Origin of the sequence: Micromonospora luteifusca (assembly GCF_016907275.1) — a bacterium.
Lineage (GTDB): Bacteria > Actinomycetota > Actinomycetes > Mycobacteriales > Micromonosporaceae > Micromonospora > Micromonospora luteifusca.
In genome coordinates, this window is sequence record NZ_JAFBBP010000001.1 from 6,727,957 (window position 1) to 6,746,726 (window position 18,770).

Consider the following 18,770-nt stretch of genomic DNA (forward strand, 5'->3'; position numbering starts at 1 on the left):
CCATAGTTCATGTCGTCCCGGATCCCTGTCGTCCCGGGTCCACCCAACCTGGCTACCGGTCGACGACCGCCATGATGACCTGTGTGTCGGCGTTACCGTCGCGCGGTGTGACAGCGATCCCACGGCGGCGGGTGAGGAATCGCGGGGCCCACCAGTTCGCTTCGCCGAGCAGCCGCATGAGTGACGGCAGGACGACCGCGCGGATGATGGTGGCGTCGATCAGGATCGCGGCGGCGAGCCCCACGCCGAGTTGTTTGAACTCGACGATCGACAGCGTGGCGAAGACGCAGAAGACGGCGACCATGATGATCGCGGCGCTGCTGACCGTGGACGCCGACGAGACGATGCCCTGCTCGATCGCCTGCCGGGTCGGTACACCACGCTGGACAGCCTCGCGGATGCGGCTCACGACGAACACGTGGTAGTCCATCGAGAGCCCGAAGAGGATGACGAACAGCATGAGCGGCAGCCAGGACACGACCGCGCCGTTGGAGGTGAACCCGAGCACGTCTTCCGCCCAGGTGTGCTGGAACACCAGCACCAGCAGCCCGTACGAGGCGGCCACGGAGATCGTGTTGAGCAGGATCGACGTCAGCGCCACCACTACCGACCGGAATGTGAAAAGCATGATCAGGAACGTCGTGGCGAGCACGAACCCGACGACCGGTGCCAGCGCCGCCGCCATGCGGTCACGGAAGTCGGCATCGCTGGCGGTACGTCCGGCCACTGCCCACTGCGTTTCCGGAACGGTGCCGATCGTCTGCGGCAGCAACTCGCCGCGCAGCCGTCGCAGAGACTGCGTCGCCACGTGACTGTCGCTGGTGCCCGCCACGTGGACGGTGGCGAGGAAGACGGTCCCGTCGGCCGACCTGCGGACGGTCGGGGGACGGTCCTGAGCGAACCGACTGTCGCCCTTGAGCCGACTGGAGAGCTCGGCGAGTTCCCGCTCCACCGCCGGGCCGTCGGCGGCGTTGGTACGGACCGCGACGACGTGGCTGGTGCCCAGGTCGTTGCTCGGGAACGCCTGCGCCAGGCGGTCGACGGTGCGCAGGATCGGAATCGAGCGGGGCAGGTCGGTGGAGGTCGGCTTCTTGAGGTTCATGTCCAGCGCCGGGATGGCGACGATGACCAGTGCTCCGACGGAGATCACGAGGGTCACCAGCGGCGCGCGTAGCGCTGGTCGCAGGACTGCTGCCCAGAAGCGGCTTTGCTCAGCCCTGTGGATTCGCCGACCGAGGAAGGGCACCCGTAGCCGGTCCACCCAGCGCCCGAGGGTGACCAGGATCGCGGGTAGCACGGTGAGGGAGCCGACCACCGCAACGCCGACCACCAGGATCGAGCCGGTCGCCATCGAACTGAACGTGTTGTCGCCGACCAGGAACAGGCTGGCCATGGCGACCATGACGGCGACGCCGGAGACCAGCACCGCGTGCCCCGAGGTGGCGGCCGCGATCTCGACCGCGCTGCGATGGTCACGCCCGCGGGCTCGTTCCTCCCGCTCGCGGCGAAGGTAGAACAGCGAGTAGTCGACGCCGACCGCCATGCCGATCAGCAGGATGATGCTGCTGACCATTTCCCCGGCAGGGAAGAGGTGCGAGGCGAACTGTGCCAACCCCATCGCACCGGCCACGGCCGACAACGCCAGCACGACTGGCACTCCGGCGGCGATCAACGCGCCAAAGCTGAACAGCAGGATCACCAGCGCCACCGGCACGCTGATCAGCTCCGCCCGGACGAAATCCGCCGCCAGCGTCTCGGTCAGAGCCTTCCCCAGGGATGCCGACCCCACCTGTTCCACCCACAGGTCGGGATACCGCTGCTGCACCTGCGTCGTGGCCTCCAGCAGCGGTCCGACGCGTGCGTCAGCGTCGTTCGCCGAACCGGTCATCTCTACCTCGACCAGCACCGCACCGCGATCGGGTGAGGTAACCGGGTCGGCGACCTTCGCGACCTCGGGCAGGACGCGCATCCGCGCGGACAGGTCGATCGCCACGGCCTGAGCACGTTGGAGATCGAGATCGCCCGCCCGCGCCGTGATCAGGACGCTCTCCGCTGCCGGGGCGTCGGGAAACGCGCCGGCCTGTTCGATGCGGTCCGCGCGGGCCAGTTCCCCGTGCAGGCTGTCCTGCGTGGTGGCCTTCACCGTGCCGACCAGGCTGCCACCGACCACGCTGGCCACCACGAAACATAGCCAGGCCGTGATCGCCAGCCAGGGATGGTTGGCGCTCCACCGGCCGATCCGCGCGGTGAACGGCGTACGGCCCGGGTTGATGACTTTCTGGATCATGCCGAGGACGCTATGGACTCACCGCGGCCCGGACCATGAGGTCGACCGCCGTCCTCAGCGGGCAGACCACAGCGGCCCGGGTGTGGAAAACCGCACCCCACGCGGTTGCGGAAAGCCGGCTCCGGCGTCCCAAGAGATGGAATTACCTACTAAACCTATAGGGTTTGCCGTCTAGAGTACGAGGGCACCCCGCCGAACGACCCGCGAGGAACCGCCATGATCCCGCACCGCCTGGAGCCCGACCTGCTCACCGTCGCCGCTCGATGGGTCGACCCGACCGGCTGGCCGGTCGCGCTGCGCTTCGACTCCGCCGAGCGCTGGTACGCCCGCCTCGCCACCGGCGACGACCATGAGGTGTGGGCGCTGAGCTGGCTGCCCGGGCAGGGCACCGACCTGCACGACCACGGCGGCTCCGCCGGAGCGTTCCGAGTCGTCGCCGGCGCGCTCACCGAGGAGACGGTCACCGGGGGTCGACTACGCCCACGGCTGCTGCCCGCCGGCACCGGTCGCCGCTTCGGCCCTCGGCACGTGCACCAGGTGACCAACCAGGGCTCGACACCGGCGGTCAGCGTGCACGTCTACCGCCCGGCGCTGCTGCGGATGACCCGCTACCACCTCCTGGACGGGCGGCTGCGGGTCGCCGAGGTCGCCGAAGCCGGCCGGTCCTGGTGAGCACGGCGAGCAACGATCCACCCCCTGTCACCGGAAGGAACCGAGAATGCAGGTAACCGCCGAGCACCGTCCAGCCCCCGTGCCGCCGCCGGGCTCCCGGGGCATCGACGAGATCCTGGCCGCCGCGCGGGCCCAGCTGCACCGGTTGGACCCGGAGCGGGCGCACCTGGCGTGCCGGGCCGGAGCACTGCTGGTCGACATCCGGCCGGCCGCGCAGCGGGCCGCACACGGGGTGGTGCCGCGCTCGCTGGCGGTCGAGCGCAACGTGCTGGAGTGGCGCTTCGACCCGCGCTGTCCGGCCAGACTGCCGCAGGCGGTCGACTACGACGTGCCGGTGATCATCCTCTGTCAGGAGGGCTACACCTCGTCGCTGGCCGCCGCCGCCCTGCAGGACCTCGGCCTGCGCCGGGCCACCGACGTGGTCGGCGGGTTCGCGGCCTGGCGGATCGCCGGCCTGCCGGCCCTCGGCCCAACCCCACTGCACCGCACCGCCCCTCTCGCGCCCCCCCGTCAACACCGGGCGGGCGCGCCACTGACCGCCACGCCCCACCGGGCATACCGCCACTCAGGAGGCACCATGTCCGTCGTCGCCATCCCCACCCGCCGTCACCCGGGGGCGCGCCCACCCCGCCCGCGCACCGGTCCGACGCTGACCATCACCCTCGACCTCGCTCCGGGGCCACTGAGCCCGCGGCTGGCCCGGCTGGTGCAGCTGCTCGGCGAACTGGCCGAGTCGGGGGAGGGGCAGCTGCGTACCGTGGGGGACGTCGCGCCGAAGCCGCGCCCGGCCCCGAGCCTGGCCGTCGGCGAACCGTCCGCCGAGGCGGACCAGATCCACATAATGGCCGGCTCGCGGATCGTCCGCCGGAGTGACCTGGTCGTCGCGCTGACCCGCATCGAGTACGAGTTGCTGCTGTTCCTGGCTGAGCGGCCGCGCCGCGTCTTCACCCGCCTGCAGTTGTTGTCCAGCGTCTGGGGTTACGAGCACGCGGTGGCCCGGACGGTGGACGTGCACGTCCGCCGGCTGCGCGCCAAACTGGCCGGCTCGGAGGTGGTCACCACCGTCTACGGGGTCGGTTACCGGCTGGCCGACGACGCGCGGATCAGCGTGGACCACACCCGCTGACCCCTGGTCCGGGGTCGGGCGGAGGCCGTGGTGAACCGGACGGGGACCCCCGTATCGGGGCATCTCGGGGGTCTGCTGTAATCATCAGGCCTCGTACGCAGAGCGAGCATCCGGCTCCGATGCGTTCGTCAATTGTCACATCCATGCAACGCCGCCGCCTCTTGACCCTCGCCCGAGCGCCGGGAAACATCGATGAAGCGGCGTCCCGGGCCGTGGGGAGATACCCGGACCAGCCCAAGGAGGACCATGTCGGTCAGCCCCGCCTCGTCGCGCGCCGGATGGCATACGTCCCAACCGCCGGTGCCCGGTCGACCTCCCGGCGGTCAGCGTCGCCCGGCGAACACCACCGCGCCCATGCTCACCGTGACGCTGTCCATCCCGCTGGCCTGTGAGGAGTCGCTGACCCCGGCGGCACGTCGGCTGATCGAGGCCGCGCGCGAGATGCTCGAGCGGGGCGAGGGCGTGATCATCGGGGCCGTGCCGGCCGACCGCCGCCCCGACCAGGTGCCCGCCAACCGGACGCCGACCCGGGCCCTCAGCCCGACCATCCCGGCCCTGCACATCCTCGCCTCGTCCCGGTCGGTGCTGCGCGACGACGAGCCGCTGCCGCTGACCCGGCTGGAATTCGACCTGCTGCTGCACCTGGTCGCCCATCCGCGCCGGGTGTTCACCCGACTGCAACTGCTCAACGCCGTCTGGGGCTACGAGCACGCCGGCGTACGCACCGTCGACGTGCACGTGCGTCGCCTGCGCGGCAAGGTCGGCGTGGACGTGCCCCTGGTCACCACCGTCTACGGCGTGGGTTACCGGTTGGCCGACGACGCGCGGGTCACCATCGACCGCTCCGGCTGACCGGCGTCAGCGACCCCACCGGGCGCGGGGCAGGATGGTGCGGTGCGCATCCGCCCCATCTCGCCCGACCTGCTCGTCGACGAGCTGACCGGCCGGCTGGCCGACGCGGCGATCCGCGCCGCCACCGCCGGGCCCGCGCGACTGCGGGTGGCCGTGGACGGCGCTCCGGCGGCAGGCGCCGACAGGTTGGCCGCCGCGCTCGTCGACCCGTTGCGTGCCCGGGGCCGCCCGGTGCTGCACATCCGCGCCACCGACTTCCTCCGCCCCGCGTCGCTGCGCTTCGAGCTGGGCCGCACCAACCCGGACTCCTACTACGAGAACTGGGTCGACGAAGCCGGGCTGCGTCGGGAGGTGCTCGAACGAGCCGGCCCGGGCGGCAGCGGACGGTTGCTCCCGTCGCTCTGGGACGCCGACGCCGACCGGGCCAGCCGGGCCCGCTACGTCGACCTGCCACCCGGGGGCGTCGTGCTGGTCAGCGGCGCGTTGCTGCTCGGCGGTGGCCTGCCCTTCGACGTCACCGTCCACCTGGAGCTGACCCCGGCGGCGCTGCGTCGGCGTACCGAACCGGCCCAGGAATGGGCACTGCCGGCCTTCGACCGGTACGCCAAGGAGGTCGTACCGGCGAGCTTCGCCGACGTGGTGGTGCGGGCCGACGACCCCCGCCGCCCCGCGCTCGTGGAGCCCGACGGCGACGACTGACAACCGCTCAAGATTCGCCGGTTTGCGCGGCTGATCCGGCGGGTACTCGCCCGGCTCACAGAGCGCGGGTGGTCGCCCGCGCACCCACTGCGACCGTGACCGGGGCCTGACGCCGCCGGCATCCGGTTCACCTTGAGCCTCAGGCCCAGGAAAGGCAGGCAGCGATGGTCGCCCACAACACGGTCGATACGGCCCGTCCTCAGGCGGAGATCGACCAGATCAAGCACTCCCTCCAGTCGCACTACGACGAGCTCACCGCCGAGTACGACCAGGCCGTGCTGCAGAGCCAGGTGCTGCGCCTCGTGGAGGTCGGTGACACCGCCGGTGACGACCAGGCCGACAGCGGCACCAAGACGGCCGAGCGGGACACCGCGCAGTCCCTGTTGCGCACCATCCTCGACCGCCGCGCCCAGTACGAGCACGCCCTCGGCCGACTCGAAGAGGGCACCTACGGCTGGTGCGAGGGCTGCGCGGCGGCGATCCCGGTGGAGCGGCTGGAGATCTTCCCGTCGGCCACCACCTGCGTGACGTGCAAGCAGACCCGCGAACGGCGGGCGGCCTGAGCGACGCCAGCGGTTGCCGGTCGGTCCACGACGCGATGGACTTCACCCATGGGTGACATCCTGGTGGGCACCGCGTCCTGGACCGACCGCACACTGCTGGACTCGGGATGGTATCCGCAGACCGCGGACACCCCGGAGAAACGGCTGGCCTACTACGCCCGGCAGTTCCCGCTGGTCGAAGTGGACGCCACGTACTATTCCCCGCCCGCCGAGTCGACCGCGAAGCTGTGGGCCGAGCGCACCCCCGCCGGCTTCACCTTCAACATCAAGGCGTTCAGCCTCCTGACCGGGCATCCCACCCGGGTCAGCGCCCTCTACAAGGACCTTCGTCCGGAGACCGACAAGAAGAACATCTACCCCGACGACCTGCCCGCGCAGGCGTACGAGGAGGTGTGGACGCGTTTCCTGTCCGCACTGGACCCGCTGGTCGAGGCGGACAAGCTGGGTGCGCTGCTGTTCCAGTTCCCGCCCTGGTTCACCATCAAGCGGGCCAACAAGCAGTACCTGCTGGAAGTGGCGAAGCGTTGCGCGCCGCTGCGCGCGGTCTACGAGTTCCGGCACGCCTCCTGGTTCGACGGCGACAACGCCGACGAGACCCTGGCTTTCCTCCGTGAGCACAAACTGCCGTACGTCTGCGTGGACATGCCGCAGGGCCACCGCTCGTCGCTGCCCCCGGTGCTGGCCGCCACCGCCGACCTCGCGGTGATGCGCTTCCACGGCCACAGCGACAAGTGGACCAGCAAGGACATCCACGAGAAGTTCGGCTACCACTACTCCAAGCGGGAGTTGGCCGACTGGGCGCCGAAGCTGCGTGAGCTCGCCGACGAGGCCGGCCAGACCCACGTGCTGATGAACAACTGCTACCGCGACTATGCGCAGACCAACGCCACCACCCTCGCGGGTCTCCTCAACGTCGACTGACCTCACCCGATCCGGGTGGGGCGGGATCACCCGACCCGCGGGAAGGGTGGACGCGGTGGGTACGGCCGCCCAAGGGTGGCCGACGCCGGAGACGACACGGAGGTGACGGGGATGACGGTTCGAGTGGTGACGGATCGACGGCGTGGTGCCGTCCTGCACGTGGTCGGCACAGCCGACAACGCCCGGCGCGCCCCGCAGGGCAGCCCGGTACGGGCCCGCCGTGGCCCGGTGGGGCCGCCACGCCGCGCCGACGACCGACGGTGGGACAGCATGGAACGGGGGTCGACCGATGGCTGACTCGATGATCTCAGCGTTCGAGTCCTCGCTGGACAAGACGAACCTCATTCTCAAGGACATCGAGAACGCCTACGGCTGGCCGAAGGATCGGCGCAACCAGTCGTACGCGGCCCTGCGCACGGTGCTGCACCTGCTGCGCGACCGGCTGCCGGTGAACGAGAGCGTGGAGTTCGCCCAGCAGTTGCCGGTGCTGGTCCGGGGAATCTACTTCGACGGCTGGGTTCCGTCCGACGTACCGATCAAGCTCAACCGGGACGACTTCCTGTACGAGGTCCGTCAGGGCTTCCCGTACGACGCGGAGGGCGGCCCGGAGCGGGTGACGCAGGTGGTGCTGGACACCCTGCGCCGACACGTCACCCAGGGCGAGTGGCAGGACGTGAAGGACACCATGCCCAAGGACCTCGCCATGATGATGCCGTGACGGCCTGACGCCCTGAGCCCGCCCGACGACCCGTCGGGCGGGCTCAGTCGCCGGACGGGTCCGCCTCGGCGGACGTCGGCACCCGCGACACCGGGTGCCCGGCCGCACCGACCAGCGCCGCGAACGCGATGGCATCCACGATCGCGGCGCCGCCCGGATCATTGTTGAAGTAGACGTACGCCGGCTCGTCCGCGCCGAAGGCGTCGGTCAGCCGGCTAACCCATGACGTGAGGGCCGCGCGGCCGTAGCGGGGCAGGGGCCGTGCCCTTCCCTCGTGCAGCCGCAGGTACCCGAAGTCGGTGGTGCGCCAGCGTGGGGCGACCGGGCGTCCCAACCGGTCAGCCCAGACCAGCGCCGCCCGGCGCCGTTCCAGCACCGCCCTGGTGGCGTCGGTCCACCAGGACGGGTGCCGGGGCTCGACCGCGACCCGCACCTCCGCTGGAAACAGCCGCAGGGTCGCGTCGAGCGCCTCGACGTCCACCTGCAGGTTCGGTGGCAGTTGCACCAGCACCGGGCCGAGCCGGTCACCAAGTGCGGTGGCGCGACCGAGGAACCGGGCCACCGGCTCGGCCGGGTCGCGCAGCCGCTTGATGTGGGTGAGATAGCGGCTCATCTTCACCGCGACGCAGAAATCAGCCGGAGTCCGTGCTCGCCAGGCGGCGAAGGTGTCCCGCTCTGGCAGTCGGTAGAAGGCGTTGTTGACCTCGACCGTGGCGAACCTGGCCGCGAAGTGCTCCAACCAGAGGCGCTGCGGCACCTGTTGCGGGTAGAAGCGGCCTCGCCAGTCCCGGTACTGCCAGCCGGACGTGCCCACCAGGATCACCACACCATCCTGGCACTCTGCGCCGCCGCTCGCGAACCGCCCGTGCCGCTCCGGTTCGACGTCTACGGTGAGGGTTAGAGAAGATCGCGCGTGGGGTACCACCCGCACCACGACGGAGCCCGGCGTACGGCGGGGCGGCACACCCGAGGGAGTACCGATGGCACTCAACGACGACGACATGCAGACCACGGGCGGCGGCGGCCTGGAGGGCCCGGCCGACGGTGGTGCGACCCCCGGCCAGCAGGACGGTGGCGCTGACGGTGGTGCGGAGGGCCCGGCCGACGGTGGTGCGACCCCCGGCCAGCAGGACGGTGGCGCTGACGGTGGTGCGGAAGGTCCCGCTGACGGCGGTGCGACCCCCGGCCAGCAGGATGGCGGCGCTGACGGTGGCGCGGAAGGTCCCGCCGACGGCGGTGCGACGCCGGGCCAGCAGGACGGTGGCGCCGACGGCAGCGCACGGTAGCGGCACACCATGACGCACCTCGACCCGCCGGGCGGCCACGGCCGCCCGGCGGTTCCGTCCGCACACGCGACCGCCGCCCTGGCCCGCTGCGTCTCGGTCGAACCGGCCAAGTTCGCCGCCGCGCACTGGGGACACACCCCGCTGCTGTCCCGGGCGGCCGAGCTGCCCGACCCGTCCGGCTTCACCGACCTGCTCAGCCCCGCCGACGCCGACGAGCTGCTGAGCCGGCGCGGCCTGCGTACCCCCTTCCTGCGCGTCGCCCGGGACGGCCAGTTGGTGCCTGCGGCGCGCTGGACCGGCGGCGGCGGCGCCGGCGCCGAGATCGGCGACCAGGTGCTCGACGAGCGGGTCCTGGAGCAGTACGCCGCCGGCGCCACGCTGGTGCTGCAGGGTCTGCACCGGATCTGGCCACCGCTCGTCGACTTCGCCCGCGACCTGGGCCTCGCGCTCAACCAACCGTTGCAGATCAACGCCTACCTCACCCCGGCCGGCAGCCAGGGGTTCGCCACCCACTACGACACGCACGACGTGTTCGTCCTGCAGGTCGACGGCCGTAAGCACTGGCGGATCCACCCGCCGGTGCTGCCCGATCCGTTGGAGAAGCAGCCGTGGGGTGGCCGCGCCGACGAGGTCGGCGCCACGGCACAGGGCTCGGCCGCGCTGGACGTCGTGCTCGCCCCCGGCGACGCCCTCTACCTGCCCCGGGGCTGGCTGCACAGCGCGCAGGCGCAGGACGCCAGCTCGCTGCACCTGACCGTGGGCATCCGCGCTCTCACCCGATACGCCCTGGTCGAGGAACTGCTGACGCTGGCCGCCGAGGACCAGCGGCTACGGGCCAGCCTGCCGTTCGGCACCGACGTGGCCGATCCGGACGCCATCGAGCCGGAGCTGACCGAGACGGTGGAGGCGCTGCGGGACTGGCTGTTGCGCGCCGACCCGAGCGCGGTCGCCGCGCGACTGCGGCAGCGCGCCTGGCCGGCTGCCCGCCCGGCACCCATCCGGCCGCTCGCCCAGGCTGAGGCGCTGGCCGCGGTGGACGCCGATTCCCGGGTCACCCTGCGCCCGGGCCTGCGTTGGCAGCTCGCGCCGCACAGCTCGGACACGGTGGCGCTCCGCCTGTTCGACCGCACCATCACCCTGCCCGCCGACTGCGAGCCGGCGGTCCGCGCCGTACTCAGCGGTACGGTCACCCGGGTGGGTGACCTGCCTGGGCTGTCCGACGACGCCGACCGGGTCACCCTGGCTCGTCGACTGCTCCGCGAGGCCGTCCTGGTCCCCGCCTAAGCTACCCGGCCTGAACTACGCCGCGGTGGCCCCGACCAGCTCGATCCTGAGCGTGTTCGTGATCTCGTCGGTCAGCTCACCCTCCGCGCCGACCGAGATCGTGCCCTGGTCGGTGACACCGAAGACGAGTTCCACAGTGCCGGCCTTCAACACCAGCGGGTCATCACCACCGGTGCCGGCGGCGACCACCGCGCGGATCGTGGTGATCGCGTCCACCAGGGTCGCCGCGACCGCGCTGTGCCGCAGCTCGTGCCGATCCTGGAGATCCTCGGCGACGAGGGTGATGTCGATCGTGTGGGTCTTCTGGTGGGAGCGGCTGCCGCCCACCTTCACCTTCCAGCCGATCACCGGGACCCGGAAGTCCACGCCACCGCCGGCCTTCGTGGTGACGACCGCGCTCAGGATCAGCTGAACCGAGCCGACCCGCAGGTCCCGGCCCTCGTCGGTCGTGGAGATGCCGGCCTGCTTCACCGCGTCCTTCACCGCCGACACCAGTTCCCCGACCGGCACGCTGTAGTCGATCACGTCCATGCCGCACCTCCTCCTCTGCGCGAGTTGAGTTGCCGCCAGCTCAGACGGCGGCGGTGGCGAACGGGTCGCCGTACACGGTGTAGGCCAGCCAGGTCGGGTCGAGCGGATCGTCCTGCTGCTCGATCCGTGCGGCGAGGGCCGCCGCGCCGAGCGTGGCGCCGTCGGCGAGGGACTGGTAGAACGCGGTCGCGAAGCGGGCCGAACTGTCCGAGCGCACCGCCCAGAGCGTGCCGACGAACGCGCCCGCTCCCGACGACATGAACTGCTGCGCCCAGCCGAGCATCTTCGTGTACGTCGGTGCCACGCCCGCACTCCGGCACGCGTTGATGAACACGAGGGGACCGGCCTCCGCCAGCAGTTTCCGGATGCTGGCCTCGGCGAGCAGGGCCGGCTTGAACCGGCCGCCGTCCATGTCGATGAACGAGCCGTCCGAGGAGAACGTGTTGTGGCAGGCGAAGTGGGTCGCCCCCAGCGTTCCCGAGTTGATCAGGGCGAGGAGGTCGTCGGCCCTGGTGATGGGCTCACTGTCGGCAGCGCCGAGGATCGCGCGGATGGTGGCGATCTCCTCATGCGCGCCGGTGGGAGCCTTCGGCGGTACCACGAAGCGCGCGTCGCGCAGGCCAACCTTCGCGTTCCGGTGCTGACCATAGGTACGGCGCACCACGGGGACCTGCTCGACGAGGAAACCGGCATCGCGCTGGGCGCTGAGCGGATAGAGCAGTTCCCACGGGACCACGTCATGGTCGGTGGCGATCGTGAAGGCGCTCATGTCGGCGCCGACCTGCCAGAACTGGTCCCGCACGTCGGCCGGCACCATCTCCGACCACAGTTGGATGCCCGCCGACCGGATGACCTCGCGGGTCATCGTCGCGTTGTAGCGGGAACCACCCCCGGCGATCTGCTGCAACTCCTTGATCGCGTTCTCCACCGCGGCGTTCGGCGTGTTCGTGATCGACTCGACGACCGGCGCGAACAGCGCCGCGTCGGAGCGCAGTTGGAACGTGTAGCGGCTGCCGTCGAACCGCACCTCCAGGGTGACCTCGCCCGGTCGTGCCTGCGGGGCACCCATCGGCGCTGTCTTCGGCGGCCCGTCGCGGAACGGCCCGCCGTCCGCGACGGAGACCTCCACAGAAACCTCGCTGAGGAACGTGCCGCCGGCCCAGGCCGTCACGTCGATGCGATGCAGACCCGGGGTACGCGCCCCGAAACCAAACCGGATCGGATCCGGATCCTCGTCCGGTAGGACCAGCACGGTCTGCTGGAGCGGGCCCTCGGCGTGCAGGCCAGCCGGCGCGTGGACGGTCACCGTCACCGGTGTGCCGTCGTCGCTGACCAGGAGGCTCGCCAACGGTGCGGTCACGGCGTCCGGGTGGACCGGCCGCCCTTCGGTGACGAGCCGGACGTCGACGCTCAGGTCCCGACCCGCCGGAACCTGGGTGGGCGCGCGCGCCACCAGCAGCCGCTCCGGGCGGGCCCGACCGCGGGTAAACGTGTACGGGCGCACCGTTGACGCCGGGGTGTCGTCCGGGAATGACGAGGTCGACGGTCCGGTGATCGTACCCATCGCCAGGCCCCGTCCGAACACCGGCAAGTCGAGGTCATCGGCGGACACCGCAGCGTCAGCCTCATCGGCGATCGGGGCCGGCCGAATCCGTCCCCGCCGGTACGACGCTCGTTCCTCCAGGTCGTCTCGTTGCCGTTTCAGTTCGCGCTCGCGCACGTAGTGACTGGCTCGTTCGTCGAGGGACAGCCGCGCGTCTCTCAGGTGAAGCGTGATGCCGCCGAGAGCGGACGTGTCCTGAGTGAGCCGTCGGTCGATGGCTATCGACGCTTGGACCACCTCGTCGACGGCGTACTGCGAACTGATGAGCCGGCAGGCGTCCAGCAGGAACTCGCGGACCAGGGCTGCGGCGTCCGTGATCCCGCGTCGGACGATCTGCGCCGGGTCGGTCACCCGGAAGCCGACGGCGATCGACGCCTCGAAGGCGTACGCGCCGCCCCTGGTGGGCAGCCGAGTGTCGTAGACGAGCCAGTGGTTGCCGGTGTCCACCTCGTAGCGCGTCGAGTAGCGGGCCACGAACCCCGGGTGCCACCACGCCGTCGGCCTGTGGGCGACCTCCAGAACGCCCTGGCGGGTCGAGTAGACGATCGCCGCCGCTGGCCCGTGCTTGGGGGGCGGCATGAACCAGCGCACCGGCTCCACGCTGAGGATCACCGGGATCGCGGGCCCGGCAGTGTCGGTCTCCGCGCCGAAATTCGCTACCAGGTCGTCGACCAGGTGCCGGATGTCGGCCTGGACGGTGTGCGTGTCGACCCGCCGGTAGTGCTGCTGGGCAAGCGGTTTGAGCGCGGTGGGAAGATCCGCCTCGGGTGGCAGCAAAGCGCCGTCCACCAGCACCGGAATGACCGGGACCTGCTGTTCGAAGGCGGTTTCGATCGTCTGGCGGGCGCTGCTCGGAAGGCGCTCCAGCCAGCCTGCCGGACCGCCGAGTATGCGAGGTTCGATCACGACGATGAGCGCCGCCGAGGCTGACAGGCGGTGCCGAAGGTCGGAGGAGAACATGAACGCCCTCGGATGGTCGCGAACGACGCTGCCGAATCGTCCGGTCAGCGCGTCATCGAGCACGCGCGCGACGACGTTGTCGTCGCCGGCGCGGTAACTGAGCAAGAAGCCGACCATTTGACGTACCGTATCGAAGATCGCGCTCTGATTTTCGCCGCGCCGGCGGTCGGCTATTCGACAGCCTTAGTGGACTGTTCCGACCTGATCGGTCAGCGGCCGAGCGCCAGCAGCAACCCGGTGGCGAGCACCCCCGCACCGAGGACCACGGTGATCGGCCGGGGACCGAGCACCGCGTGCCGGCGGTCGGCCAGCACCCGCGCCGGCACCAGGCCGACCAACGGCCCGAGCAGGGTCACCACCAGCGCCAGCACCGGCATCCCGACCGCCAGGTCACCGCCGTACCCGACGCCGAGCGCACGCGCGCCGGCCCCCAGCGCGTACGCCACCACCGCACCGGCCACCCCGCAGACCGCCAGCAGCGGGTTGACCGAGCCCGGCAGCTCACCCGGCTGCCCGGCCCGGTCGAGCAGGTCCCGAGCTCGTCCGAGCAGCAGCACCGGATCGGTTGCCCCGCCACCGTTCGCCGGAGCGGGCGGGCCGCCGAGGCGGCGGGCGCCCAGTCGGGTACGTACCTGTTGCCACACGTGCGCCACCTCGGCGTCGACCCGTTCCTGCTGTTCGCGGGCGGCGACCAGCTCCTCCTCGGCGTGCTGGAGCTGCTCGGCGGCGTCGGCGACAGCCCGCTCGGCAGCGGCGCACTGCCGCTCGTGCCAGGTGTGCGCCTCGGCGCGCTGCTCGTGCACCCGCGCGGTCAGGTCGGCCAGCCGCCGCAACTGTGCCGCGTACGTCTCACTGGCCACTGGTTCGTTCATCGCGACGGTCCATAGGGGATGATGACCTGTCCGGTGCGGTGGACCGCCCGGTCGAAGAAGAGCCCCCGCCAGGGTCGGGGATACCAGTCCGGGCCACCGGTGCCCGGGTAGAGCGAAGCGCCCAGCTCACCGCCGTGCGCGTCCAGCGCCACCCAGGCGCCGATCTGGTCGGTGCGGGCGGCCGGCCCACCCAGGTCGGCGCGCATCCGGGCCACCCCCCGCCACCAGGCCAGCACGTGCGTCCGGCGTTCCGGCCCGTCGTGCATGATCCGGCGTAGCTGCTCCAGGCCGCTGCGCCGACCCGCGCGAGCGGCCAGCGCGCCGGCCGCCGCGTCGACCGCGAACAGCAGCAGGTAGTGCGGGCTGCCCGGCCCGGTCAGCGCGTCGGCCGTCTCGGCCATCAGCTCGCCCACGGTCTCCTCGTCGTACCAGGCGGCGTCGTCGGCCAGGTCGTCGTAGAGGGCGCGGGCGATCGGGTCGGCGTCCGGGTCGAGGCAGGCGATGGAGAACCGGGCGGTGCCCGGCGGGTGCTGGCGGGCCAGCGACCGGGCCGCCGCGTCCAGGACCGCGCACGCCTCGTCCACCCGGGTGCCCAGGACCGCCAGATTGCGCCCCGGGGCGCGCGGCAGACGCAGCGCCGCCGAACGGGACTGCACGTCGATGATCTCGCCGAGCAGGGCGACCGGGTTGCGCGGCACCGTCCCGTCGGCGGGTACGGCGAGCGCCCGGAAATCCGGGGCGTCCGCCAGCCGGGGGATCGCGTCGCCGTCGAAGAGCCGGGCCGGTGCCGCGTCGGCGGGGCGCATCCGCCACAGCCGGTGCTGCAACGCGCTCCACGTCTCCCAGTCGCTGGCCGACGGGATCCGGGCGACCTCGTTGCCCTCCACCATGCCCGACTCGGCGTTGACCACCGCGTGCCAGCGGGGCAGCGACTGCGCCGCGTCGTTGCGCTCGGCGAGGATCCGCAACGCCTTCGGCAGCGCGATGCGCAGGGTGAACTGGGCGACCAGCGCCGGGCGGCCCCACAGCGCCTCGATGCCCCGCACGTCCTGCGAGGCCAGCACCAGGTGGATGCCCTGCGACCGGCCGCGGCGGGCCAGGTCCTCCAGCAGGTCGGCCGCCTCCCGGGCGACCACGTCCCGGCCGGCCAGCAACATCTGGAACTCGTCGACCACCGCGACGATTCGTGGCCAGTGCCCGGTCGGGTCGACCGCCCGCAACTCGGCCAGCTTGGTCACCTCGTGCTTCTTGGCCGCGTCGGCACGCCGGCGCAGCTCCTCGGCGAGGAACCGCAGCAGCGCCAGCCCGAACTCCCGGTCGGTGTTGACGTTGATGCCGACCAGGCGCATGTGCGGCAACCAGCTCGGATCGCGCCGGCCCTGCGCGAACCGTGCGAAGGACACCCCCTCCTTGAAGTCCAGCAGGTAGAACTCCAGCTCCGCGGGGGAGTAGCGGGCGGCGAGGGCACCGATCCACGCGAAGATCAGGTTGGTCTTGCCGGTGCCGGACGGTCCGCCGATCAGCGCGTGCGGTGGATAGTCGCCAAGCGTCAGCCGGACCGCTCGGCCCTGCGGCCCCTCACCGATCGGCGCGGTCAGCCCGTCGGCGGAGTCCTCCCGCCACATCAGCTCGGGCGGGGGCAGCAGGTCGCCGAACGGGGTCGGTGGTGGGCCCGCGTTCACCCGGGCGGCGATCTCCCGGCAGGTCTCGGTGACCAGCGTCGCCGGTGGCGGCGGGTCCAACCGGACCGGCAGGCCGGACGACCCGCCGATCCGCGCGCCGGACACCCCGGCCACCACCCGGGTCACCGTCGGATCCTCCGGCAACGACACACCGTGGACCACCAGGTGCACCCCGCACGCCGCGCCGGCACGCACGATCCGGTCCAGTTGCCCGCGCTCGTGCCGGTTCAGCTCATCGCCCCCGAGCAGCACCGCCACCCGCCACGGTTCGGGTCGTCGGCCGGTCGCCGCGGCCAGTTCCCGCAACGAGGCGTACTCGCCGGCGAGCACCGTCTCGTTGATCCGGCGGATCTGCTCCACCAGGTCGTCCAGGAGTGGGCTCAGCCCGCCGGGGCCGACGAAGGTGAGCAGCCCTGCCGTGCCCAGCGGGGCGAACCCGGCCAGGCCGCCGCCGAGCTGCTCCGGGTCGTACCCGATCAGTCGTACCGCCCCCGGGTTGCCACGGCCGACGGCCCGCAGCAGCAACGCGGCGACCACCGCGTCGCAGCCGGCGCGGTCGTCCCCGGAGAGGTGCACGTGCCCGGCGTCGAGGAGCGGCACCAGCGCGGGCACCGGGTCGACGCCGTCGATCCGGACCGTGCCGACCCGCAGCGCGCCGGGCGGCTCCGCCCGCCGGGCCGGCGTCGGAGCCCACCCCGCCCAGTCGGCCCCCGCGCAGCCGGGCGCCTCCTGACGGGCGGCGTCGGCGGCACGCCGGGCCAGCTCGGCGATCCGCGTGGAGTAGCGGGCGTCGATCTCGGCGATGCGGCGATCCCGTTGGGCGCCCACCCGCTCCGGTACGGCGGCCGCCGCCCGCTGCACCCGGGCCAGCCGCTCCCGCCCGGCGGTCAGCTCCGACTGGGCGGCGGACAGTCGGGTACGGGTGGCGCCCAACGCCTCGGCGAGGGTGTCCCGGACCCGGCGGGCCAGCTGCCCACGCCGGTCAGCCATCGGAGCCCCAACGAGTCGGCGCGGGGCCGGGCTGGCCCGCGTCACCTGACGGCGGGCGGGCCCCCGAGGGCAGGTCCCGGCCGAGCCGGGCGAGCAGCAGCCCGGTCGCCACCCCGGCGGTCACCGCGGAATCGGCGGCGTGCGGCGGCTCCCCGGACGCGCGGGGCGGCGGCATCCGGCACACCCGGGTCAGCAGCGTCTCCAGCACCGGCGGCGGTAGCCCCGGCAACAGGTCGCGTACGCGCCCGTCCAACTCCCCGCGCAGCCGCCCGAGGTCGGTGGCGCGGGGCGGGTGCCCCAGCAGCTCACCGGCCAGCTCACGCAGCAGCGGTGGGGTCAGCGCCGCCATGCCCAGTCCCACATCGGCCGGGGCTCGACGCAGTTCGGTACGCAGCCGGTCCCGGTCGCCGGCACGCACCCCGCCGACGACGCGGCGCAGCAGCTCCTGCGGGTCGCCCAGTTGCTCGTCGGGTTCGTCGGTGCCGCTGTCACGCCCACCGGTCAGCTCCGCGACCCGCACCGACCACCAGCGACGCAGCCGAACCTGCTCGGCCGGCTCCGGGACCACCTCGGTCGGGCCGGCCGCCGGTGAACTGTCGTGCCGGGGTTCGCGCGGTTGTGGGCGGGGGGCCGGGGCGCCGTCCGCGGTGAGCCCGATCGCGGCCAGGTACGCCGACAGCTGTTCCTGTGCCACCCGCAGCGCGTAGCCGGCGCTCTCGGCGTGCTCGGTGGCGGCGGACAACTCGGGCACGCCCATCGGGTTGGCCGACTCCTGACGAACCCAGCGCAGTCGCTCCGTGGCCAGGCCGAACTTCTCCAGCGCCTGCCCGAGCAGGGCCACCGGAAACTCCTCGCTGGCGGCACGGACCTGCCCACCGACGTCCTCGATGATGGACATGACGGCCTACAGGGTGGCGACGTAGAGCTGCGCCTGCTCGACCGCGACCAGTGTCGCGGCGAGACACTCCTCCAGCTCCTGACTGGCCTGGGTCAGCGACGCCTGAGCCGCCTCCACGGTCTCGTGCCCGCTGCCCTCCAGGGCGCCGGCCAGGGTCTGCTGCGCCTCGGCCAGTTTCTCGCCGGCGGCCTGTACGGCTGTCTGCCCGTCGCCGATCTGTTGGAGCGCGACATCGATGGCAGCCTTCAGCTCAGCGACGCTGGCCACGGCGGAACCTCCTGGGGGCGGGGAGATCTCCATTAGAGCCTATCGGCGGTCCCGAAAGAACATCCGCCCTGTCAGTGTTCCTGCCCGCCTGTCCGGTAGAGGCCCGGAAGTGCCGGGAGTCCGTTCTGTGGGAGTCCCGGTCCGAGACTTTCTCAGTTACTGGTCGGTGTTTCGCGTAGCCAGCGCGGGCCGTACACCTCGGCACCCAACGCGGTCACGCGACCGCGCAACTCCCGGTCGGCGGTGACCACCAGCCGGCGGCGGCGCGGCGCCCCCTCCACCAGCTCGACCACCGTGTCGTCCCCCGAGCCGGCGGCGGAGACCACCCGGACGCCCTCGGTGCCCGGCACGTCCCGCGCGGCCCCCTCGACCACCAGCACCACCTCCACCGGGGCGGTCAGTCGCGCCGGCAGCCCGACGGTCGCCACCGGGGCGAGGGAGTCGCGCAACCGGGCAGCGGCCCCGGCACGGTCACGCCACCATCCGTTCGGGCGGGAGCCCACCACGTTGGCGCCATCCACGATCAGCAGCGGGGTCTCATTCATCCGGTCAGCCTGCC

19 protein-coding genes are annotated in these 18,770 nt (G+C 72.2%); 10 read left to right on the forward strand and 9 right to left on the reverse strand.

The genetic code is table 11. From position 1 onward, the window contains the following. Positions 1–52: 52 nt before the first annotated feature. A complete protein-coding gene (locus JOD64_RS30440) occupies positions 53–2,287 on the reverse strand; it encodes an MMPL family transporter (RefSeq protein ID WP_204945424.1) in 2,235 nt (744 codons plus the stop codon). A gap of 216 nt (positions 2,288–2,503) precedes the next feature. Between JOD64_RS30440 and JOD64_RS30445 the strand changes: the two genes are divergently transcribed. The 8 genes from JOD64_RS30445 to JOD64_RS30485 all read left to right on the forward strand — a co-directional run bounded on the left by JOD64_RS30445 (position 2,504) and on the right by JOD64_RS30485 (position 7,838). Further along, positions 2,504–2,959, forward strand: coding sequence for a cysteine dioxygenase (locus JOD64_RS30445; protein ID WP_204945425.1), 456 nt, complete (start codon positions 2,504–2,506; stop codon positions 2,957–2,959). Positions 2,960–3,005: 46 nt separating this feature from the next. Then, the gene (locus JOD64_RS34040) at positions 3,006–4,085 is read left to right on the forward strand and encodes a winged helix-turn-helix domain-containing protein (protein ID WP_372434214.1); all 1,080 of its coding nucleotides are present in this window, start codon (positions 3,006–3,008) and stop codon (positions 4,083–4,085) included. A gap of 246 nt (positions 4,086–4,331) precedes the next feature. Further along, complete coding sequence (locus JOD64_RS30460; RefSeq protein WP_204945426.1) at positions 4,332–4,937, forward strand: winged helix-turn-helix domain-containing protein; 606 nt, start codon at positions 4,332–4,334, stop codon at positions 4,935–4,937. A gap of 42 nt (positions 4,938–4,979) precedes the next feature. Then, positions 4,980–5,636 carry a nucleoside/nucleotide kinase family protein gene (locus JOD64_RS30465; RefSeq protein WP_204945427.1) on the forward strand — a complete coding sequence of 219 codons (657 nt, stop codon included), beginning with the start codon at positions 4,980–4,982 and terminating at the stop codon, positions 5,634–5,636. 164 nt (positions 5,637–5,800) lie between these two features. Next, complete coding sequence (locus tag JOD64_RS30470) at positions 5,801–6,199, forward strand: TraR/DksA family transcriptional regulator (RefSeq protein WP_204945428.1); 399 nt, start codon at positions 5,801–5,803, stop codon at positions 6,197–6,199. A gap of 48 nt (positions 6,200–6,247) precedes the next feature. After that, the gene (locus JOD64_RS30475; protein ID WP_204945429.1) at positions 6,248–7,120 is read left to right on the forward strand and encodes a DUF72 domain-containing protein; all 873 of its coding nucleotides are present in this window, start codon (positions 6,248–6,250) and stop codon (positions 7,118–7,120) included. Between the two features lie 111 nt (positions 7,121–7,231). Then, positions 7,232–7,417, forward strand: coding sequence for a hypothetical protein (locus JOD64_RS30480; protein ID WP_204945430.1), 186 nt, complete (start codon positions 7,232–7,234; stop codon positions 7,415–7,417). Next, complete coding sequence (locus tag JOD64_RS30485) at positions 7,410–7,838, forward strand: DUF2267 domain-containing protein (protein ID WP_204945431.1); 429 nt, start codon at positions 7,410–7,412, stop codon at positions 7,836–7,838. The genes JOD64_RS30480 and JOD64_RS30485 overlap by 8 nt, the downstream gene beginning before the upstream one ends. A 43-nt stretch (positions 7,839–7,881) precedes the next feature. Here the strand turns inward: JOD64_RS30485 and JOD64_RS30490 are convergent, their stop codons facing one another. Continuing rightward, on the reverse strand, positions 7,882–8,661 hold the full coding sequence (locus JOD64_RS30490) for a DUF72 domain-containing protein (protein WP_204945432.1): 780 nt from the start codon (positions 8,659–8,661) through the stop codon (positions 7,882–7,884). Between the two features lie 157 nt (positions 8,662–8,818). On the opposite strand from JOD64_RS30490, the gene JOD64_RS30495 reads away from it, so the two are divergent. Then, positions 8,819–9,124, forward strand: coding sequence for a hypothetical protein (locus JOD64_RS30495; protein ID WP_204945433.1), 306 nt, complete (start codon positions 8,819–8,821; stop codon positions 9,122–9,124). 9 nt (positions 9,125–9,133) lie between these two features. After that, a complete protein-coding gene (locus JOD64_RS30500; RefSeq protein WP_204945434.1) occupies positions 9,134–10,408 on the forward strand; it encodes a cupin domain-containing protein in 1,275 nt (424 codons plus the stop codon). A gap of 15 nt (positions 10,409–10,423) precedes the next feature. On the opposite strand, the gene JOD64_RS30505 is transcribed toward JOD64_RS30500, so the two are convergent. The 7 genes from JOD64_RS30505 to JOD64_RS30535 all read right to left on the reverse strand — a co-directional run bounded on the left by JOD64_RS30505 (position 10,424) and on the right by JOD64_RS30535 (position 18,756). Continuing rightward, positions 10,424–10,939: a trypco2 family protein gene (locus tag JOD64_RS30505; protein ID WP_204945435.1), complete on the reverse strand. Its 516-nt coding sequence runs from the start codon at positions 10,937–10,939 to the stop codon at positions 10,424–10,426. 40 nt (positions 10,940–10,979) lie between these two features. Beyond that, entirely contained in the window at positions 10,980–13,619 is a 2,640-nt protein-coding gene (locus tag JOD64_RS30510; RefSeq protein WP_204945436.1) for a CHAT domain-containing protein, read from the reverse strand. 92 nt (positions 13,620–13,711) lie between these two features. Next, a complete protein-coding gene (locus JOD64_RS30515; RefSeq protein WP_204945437.1) occupies positions 13,712–14,374 on the reverse strand; it encodes a hypothetical protein in 663 nt (220 codons plus the stop codon). Further along, positions 14,371–17,046, reverse strand: a complete 2,676-nt coding sequence (locus JOD64_RS30520) for an FtsK/SpoIIIE domain-containing protein (protein ID WP_204945438.1) — start codon at positions 17,044–17,046, stop codon at positions 14,371–14,373. The genes JOD64_RS30515 and JOD64_RS30520 overlap by 4 nt, the downstream gene beginning before the upstream one ends. Beyond that, entirely contained in the window at positions 17,039–17,944 is a 906-nt protein-coding gene (locus JOD64_RS30525) for a hypothetical protein (RefSeq protein ID WP_239559732.1), read from the reverse strand. The genes JOD64_RS30520 and JOD64_RS30525 overlap by 8 nt, the downstream gene beginning before the upstream one ends. A gap of 6 nt (positions 17,945–17,950) precedes the next feature. Next, the gene (locus tag JOD64_RS30530) at positions 17,951–18,211 is read right to left on the reverse strand and encodes a hypothetical protein (RefSeq protein WP_030504016.1); all 261 of its coding nucleotides are present in this window, start codon (positions 18,209–18,211) and stop codon (positions 17,951–17,953) included. Between the two features lie 152 nt (positions 18,212–18,363). Further along, the gene (locus tag JOD64_RS30535) at positions 18,364–18,756 is read right to left on the reverse strand and encodes a PIN domain-containing protein (RefSeq protein ID WP_204945439.1); all 393 of its coding nucleotides are present in this window, start codon (positions 18,754–18,756) and stop codon (positions 18,364–18,366) included. Positions 18,757–18,770: the final 14 nt, after the last annotated feature.

Excerpts from the sequence above, each read along its gene's own strand:
- JOD64_RS34040 (WP_372434214.1), top strand. The coding sequence starts at position 3,006 with ATGCAGGTAACCGCCGAGCACCGTCCAGCCCCCGTGCCGCCGCCGGGC.
- JOD64_RS30445 (WP_204945425.1), top strand. The coding sequence starts at position 2,504 with ATGATCCCGCACCGCCTGGAGCCCGACCTGCTCACCGTCGCCGCTCGA.
- JOD64_RS30475 (WP_204945429.1), top strand. The coding sequence starts at position 6,248 with ATGGGTGACATCCTGGTGGGCACCGCGTCCTGGACCGACCGCACACTG.
- JOD64_RS30500 (WP_204945434.1), top strand. The coding sequence starts at position 9,134 with ATGACGCACCTCGACCCGCCGGGCGGCCACGGCCGCCCGGCGGTTCCG.
- JOD64_RS30440 (WP_204945424.1), bottom strand. The coding sequence starts at position 2,287 with ATGATCCAGAAAGTCATCAACCCGGGCCGTACGCCGTTCACCGCGCGG.
- JOD64_RS30495 (WP_204945433.1), top strand. The coding sequence starts at position 8,819 with ATGGCACTCAACGACGACGACATGCAGACCACGGGCGGCGGCGGCCTG.
- JOD64_RS30460 (WP_204945426.1), top strand. The coding sequence starts at position 4,332 with ATGTCGGTCAGCCCCGCCTCGTCGCGCGCCGGATGGCATACGTCCCAA.
- JOD64_RS30510 (WP_204945436.1), bottom strand. The coding sequence starts at position 13,619 with ATGGTCGGCTTCTTGCTCAGTTACCGCGCCGGCGACGACAACGTCGTC.
- JOD64_RS30480 (WP_204945430.1), top strand. The coding sequence starts at position 7,232 with ATGACGGTTCGAGTGGTGACGGATCGACGGCGTGGTGCCGTCCTGCAC.
- JOD64_RS30470 (WP_204945428.1), top strand. The coding sequence starts at position 5,801 with ATGGTCGCCCACAACACGGTCGATACGGCCCGTCCTCAGGCGGAGATC.
- JOD64_RS30525 (WP_239559732.1), bottom strand. The coding sequence starts at position 17,944 with ATGTCCATCATCGAGGACGTCGGTGGGCAGGTCCGTGCCGCCAGCGAG.
- JOD64_RS30515 (WP_204945437.1), bottom strand. The coding sequence starts at position 14,374 with ATGAACGAACCAGTGGCCAGTGAGACGTACGCGGCACAGTTGCGGCGG.
- JOD64_RS30485 (WP_204945431.1), top strand. The coding sequence starts at position 7,410 with ATGGCTGACTCGATGATCTCAGCGTTCGAGTCCTCGCTGGACAAGACG.
- JOD64_RS30520 (WP_204945438.1), bottom strand. The coding sequence starts at position 17,046 with ATGGCTGACCGGCGTGGGCAGCTGGCCCGCCGGGTCCGGGACACCCTC.
- JOD64_RS30535 (WP_204945439.1), bottom strand. The coding sequence starts at position 18,756 with ATGAATGAGACCCCGCTGCTGATCGTGGATGGCGCCAACGTGGTGGGC.
- JOD64_RS30505 (WP_204945435.1), bottom strand. The coding sequence starts at position 10,939 with ATGGACGTGATCGACTACAGCGTGCCGGTCGGGGAACTGGTGTCGGCG.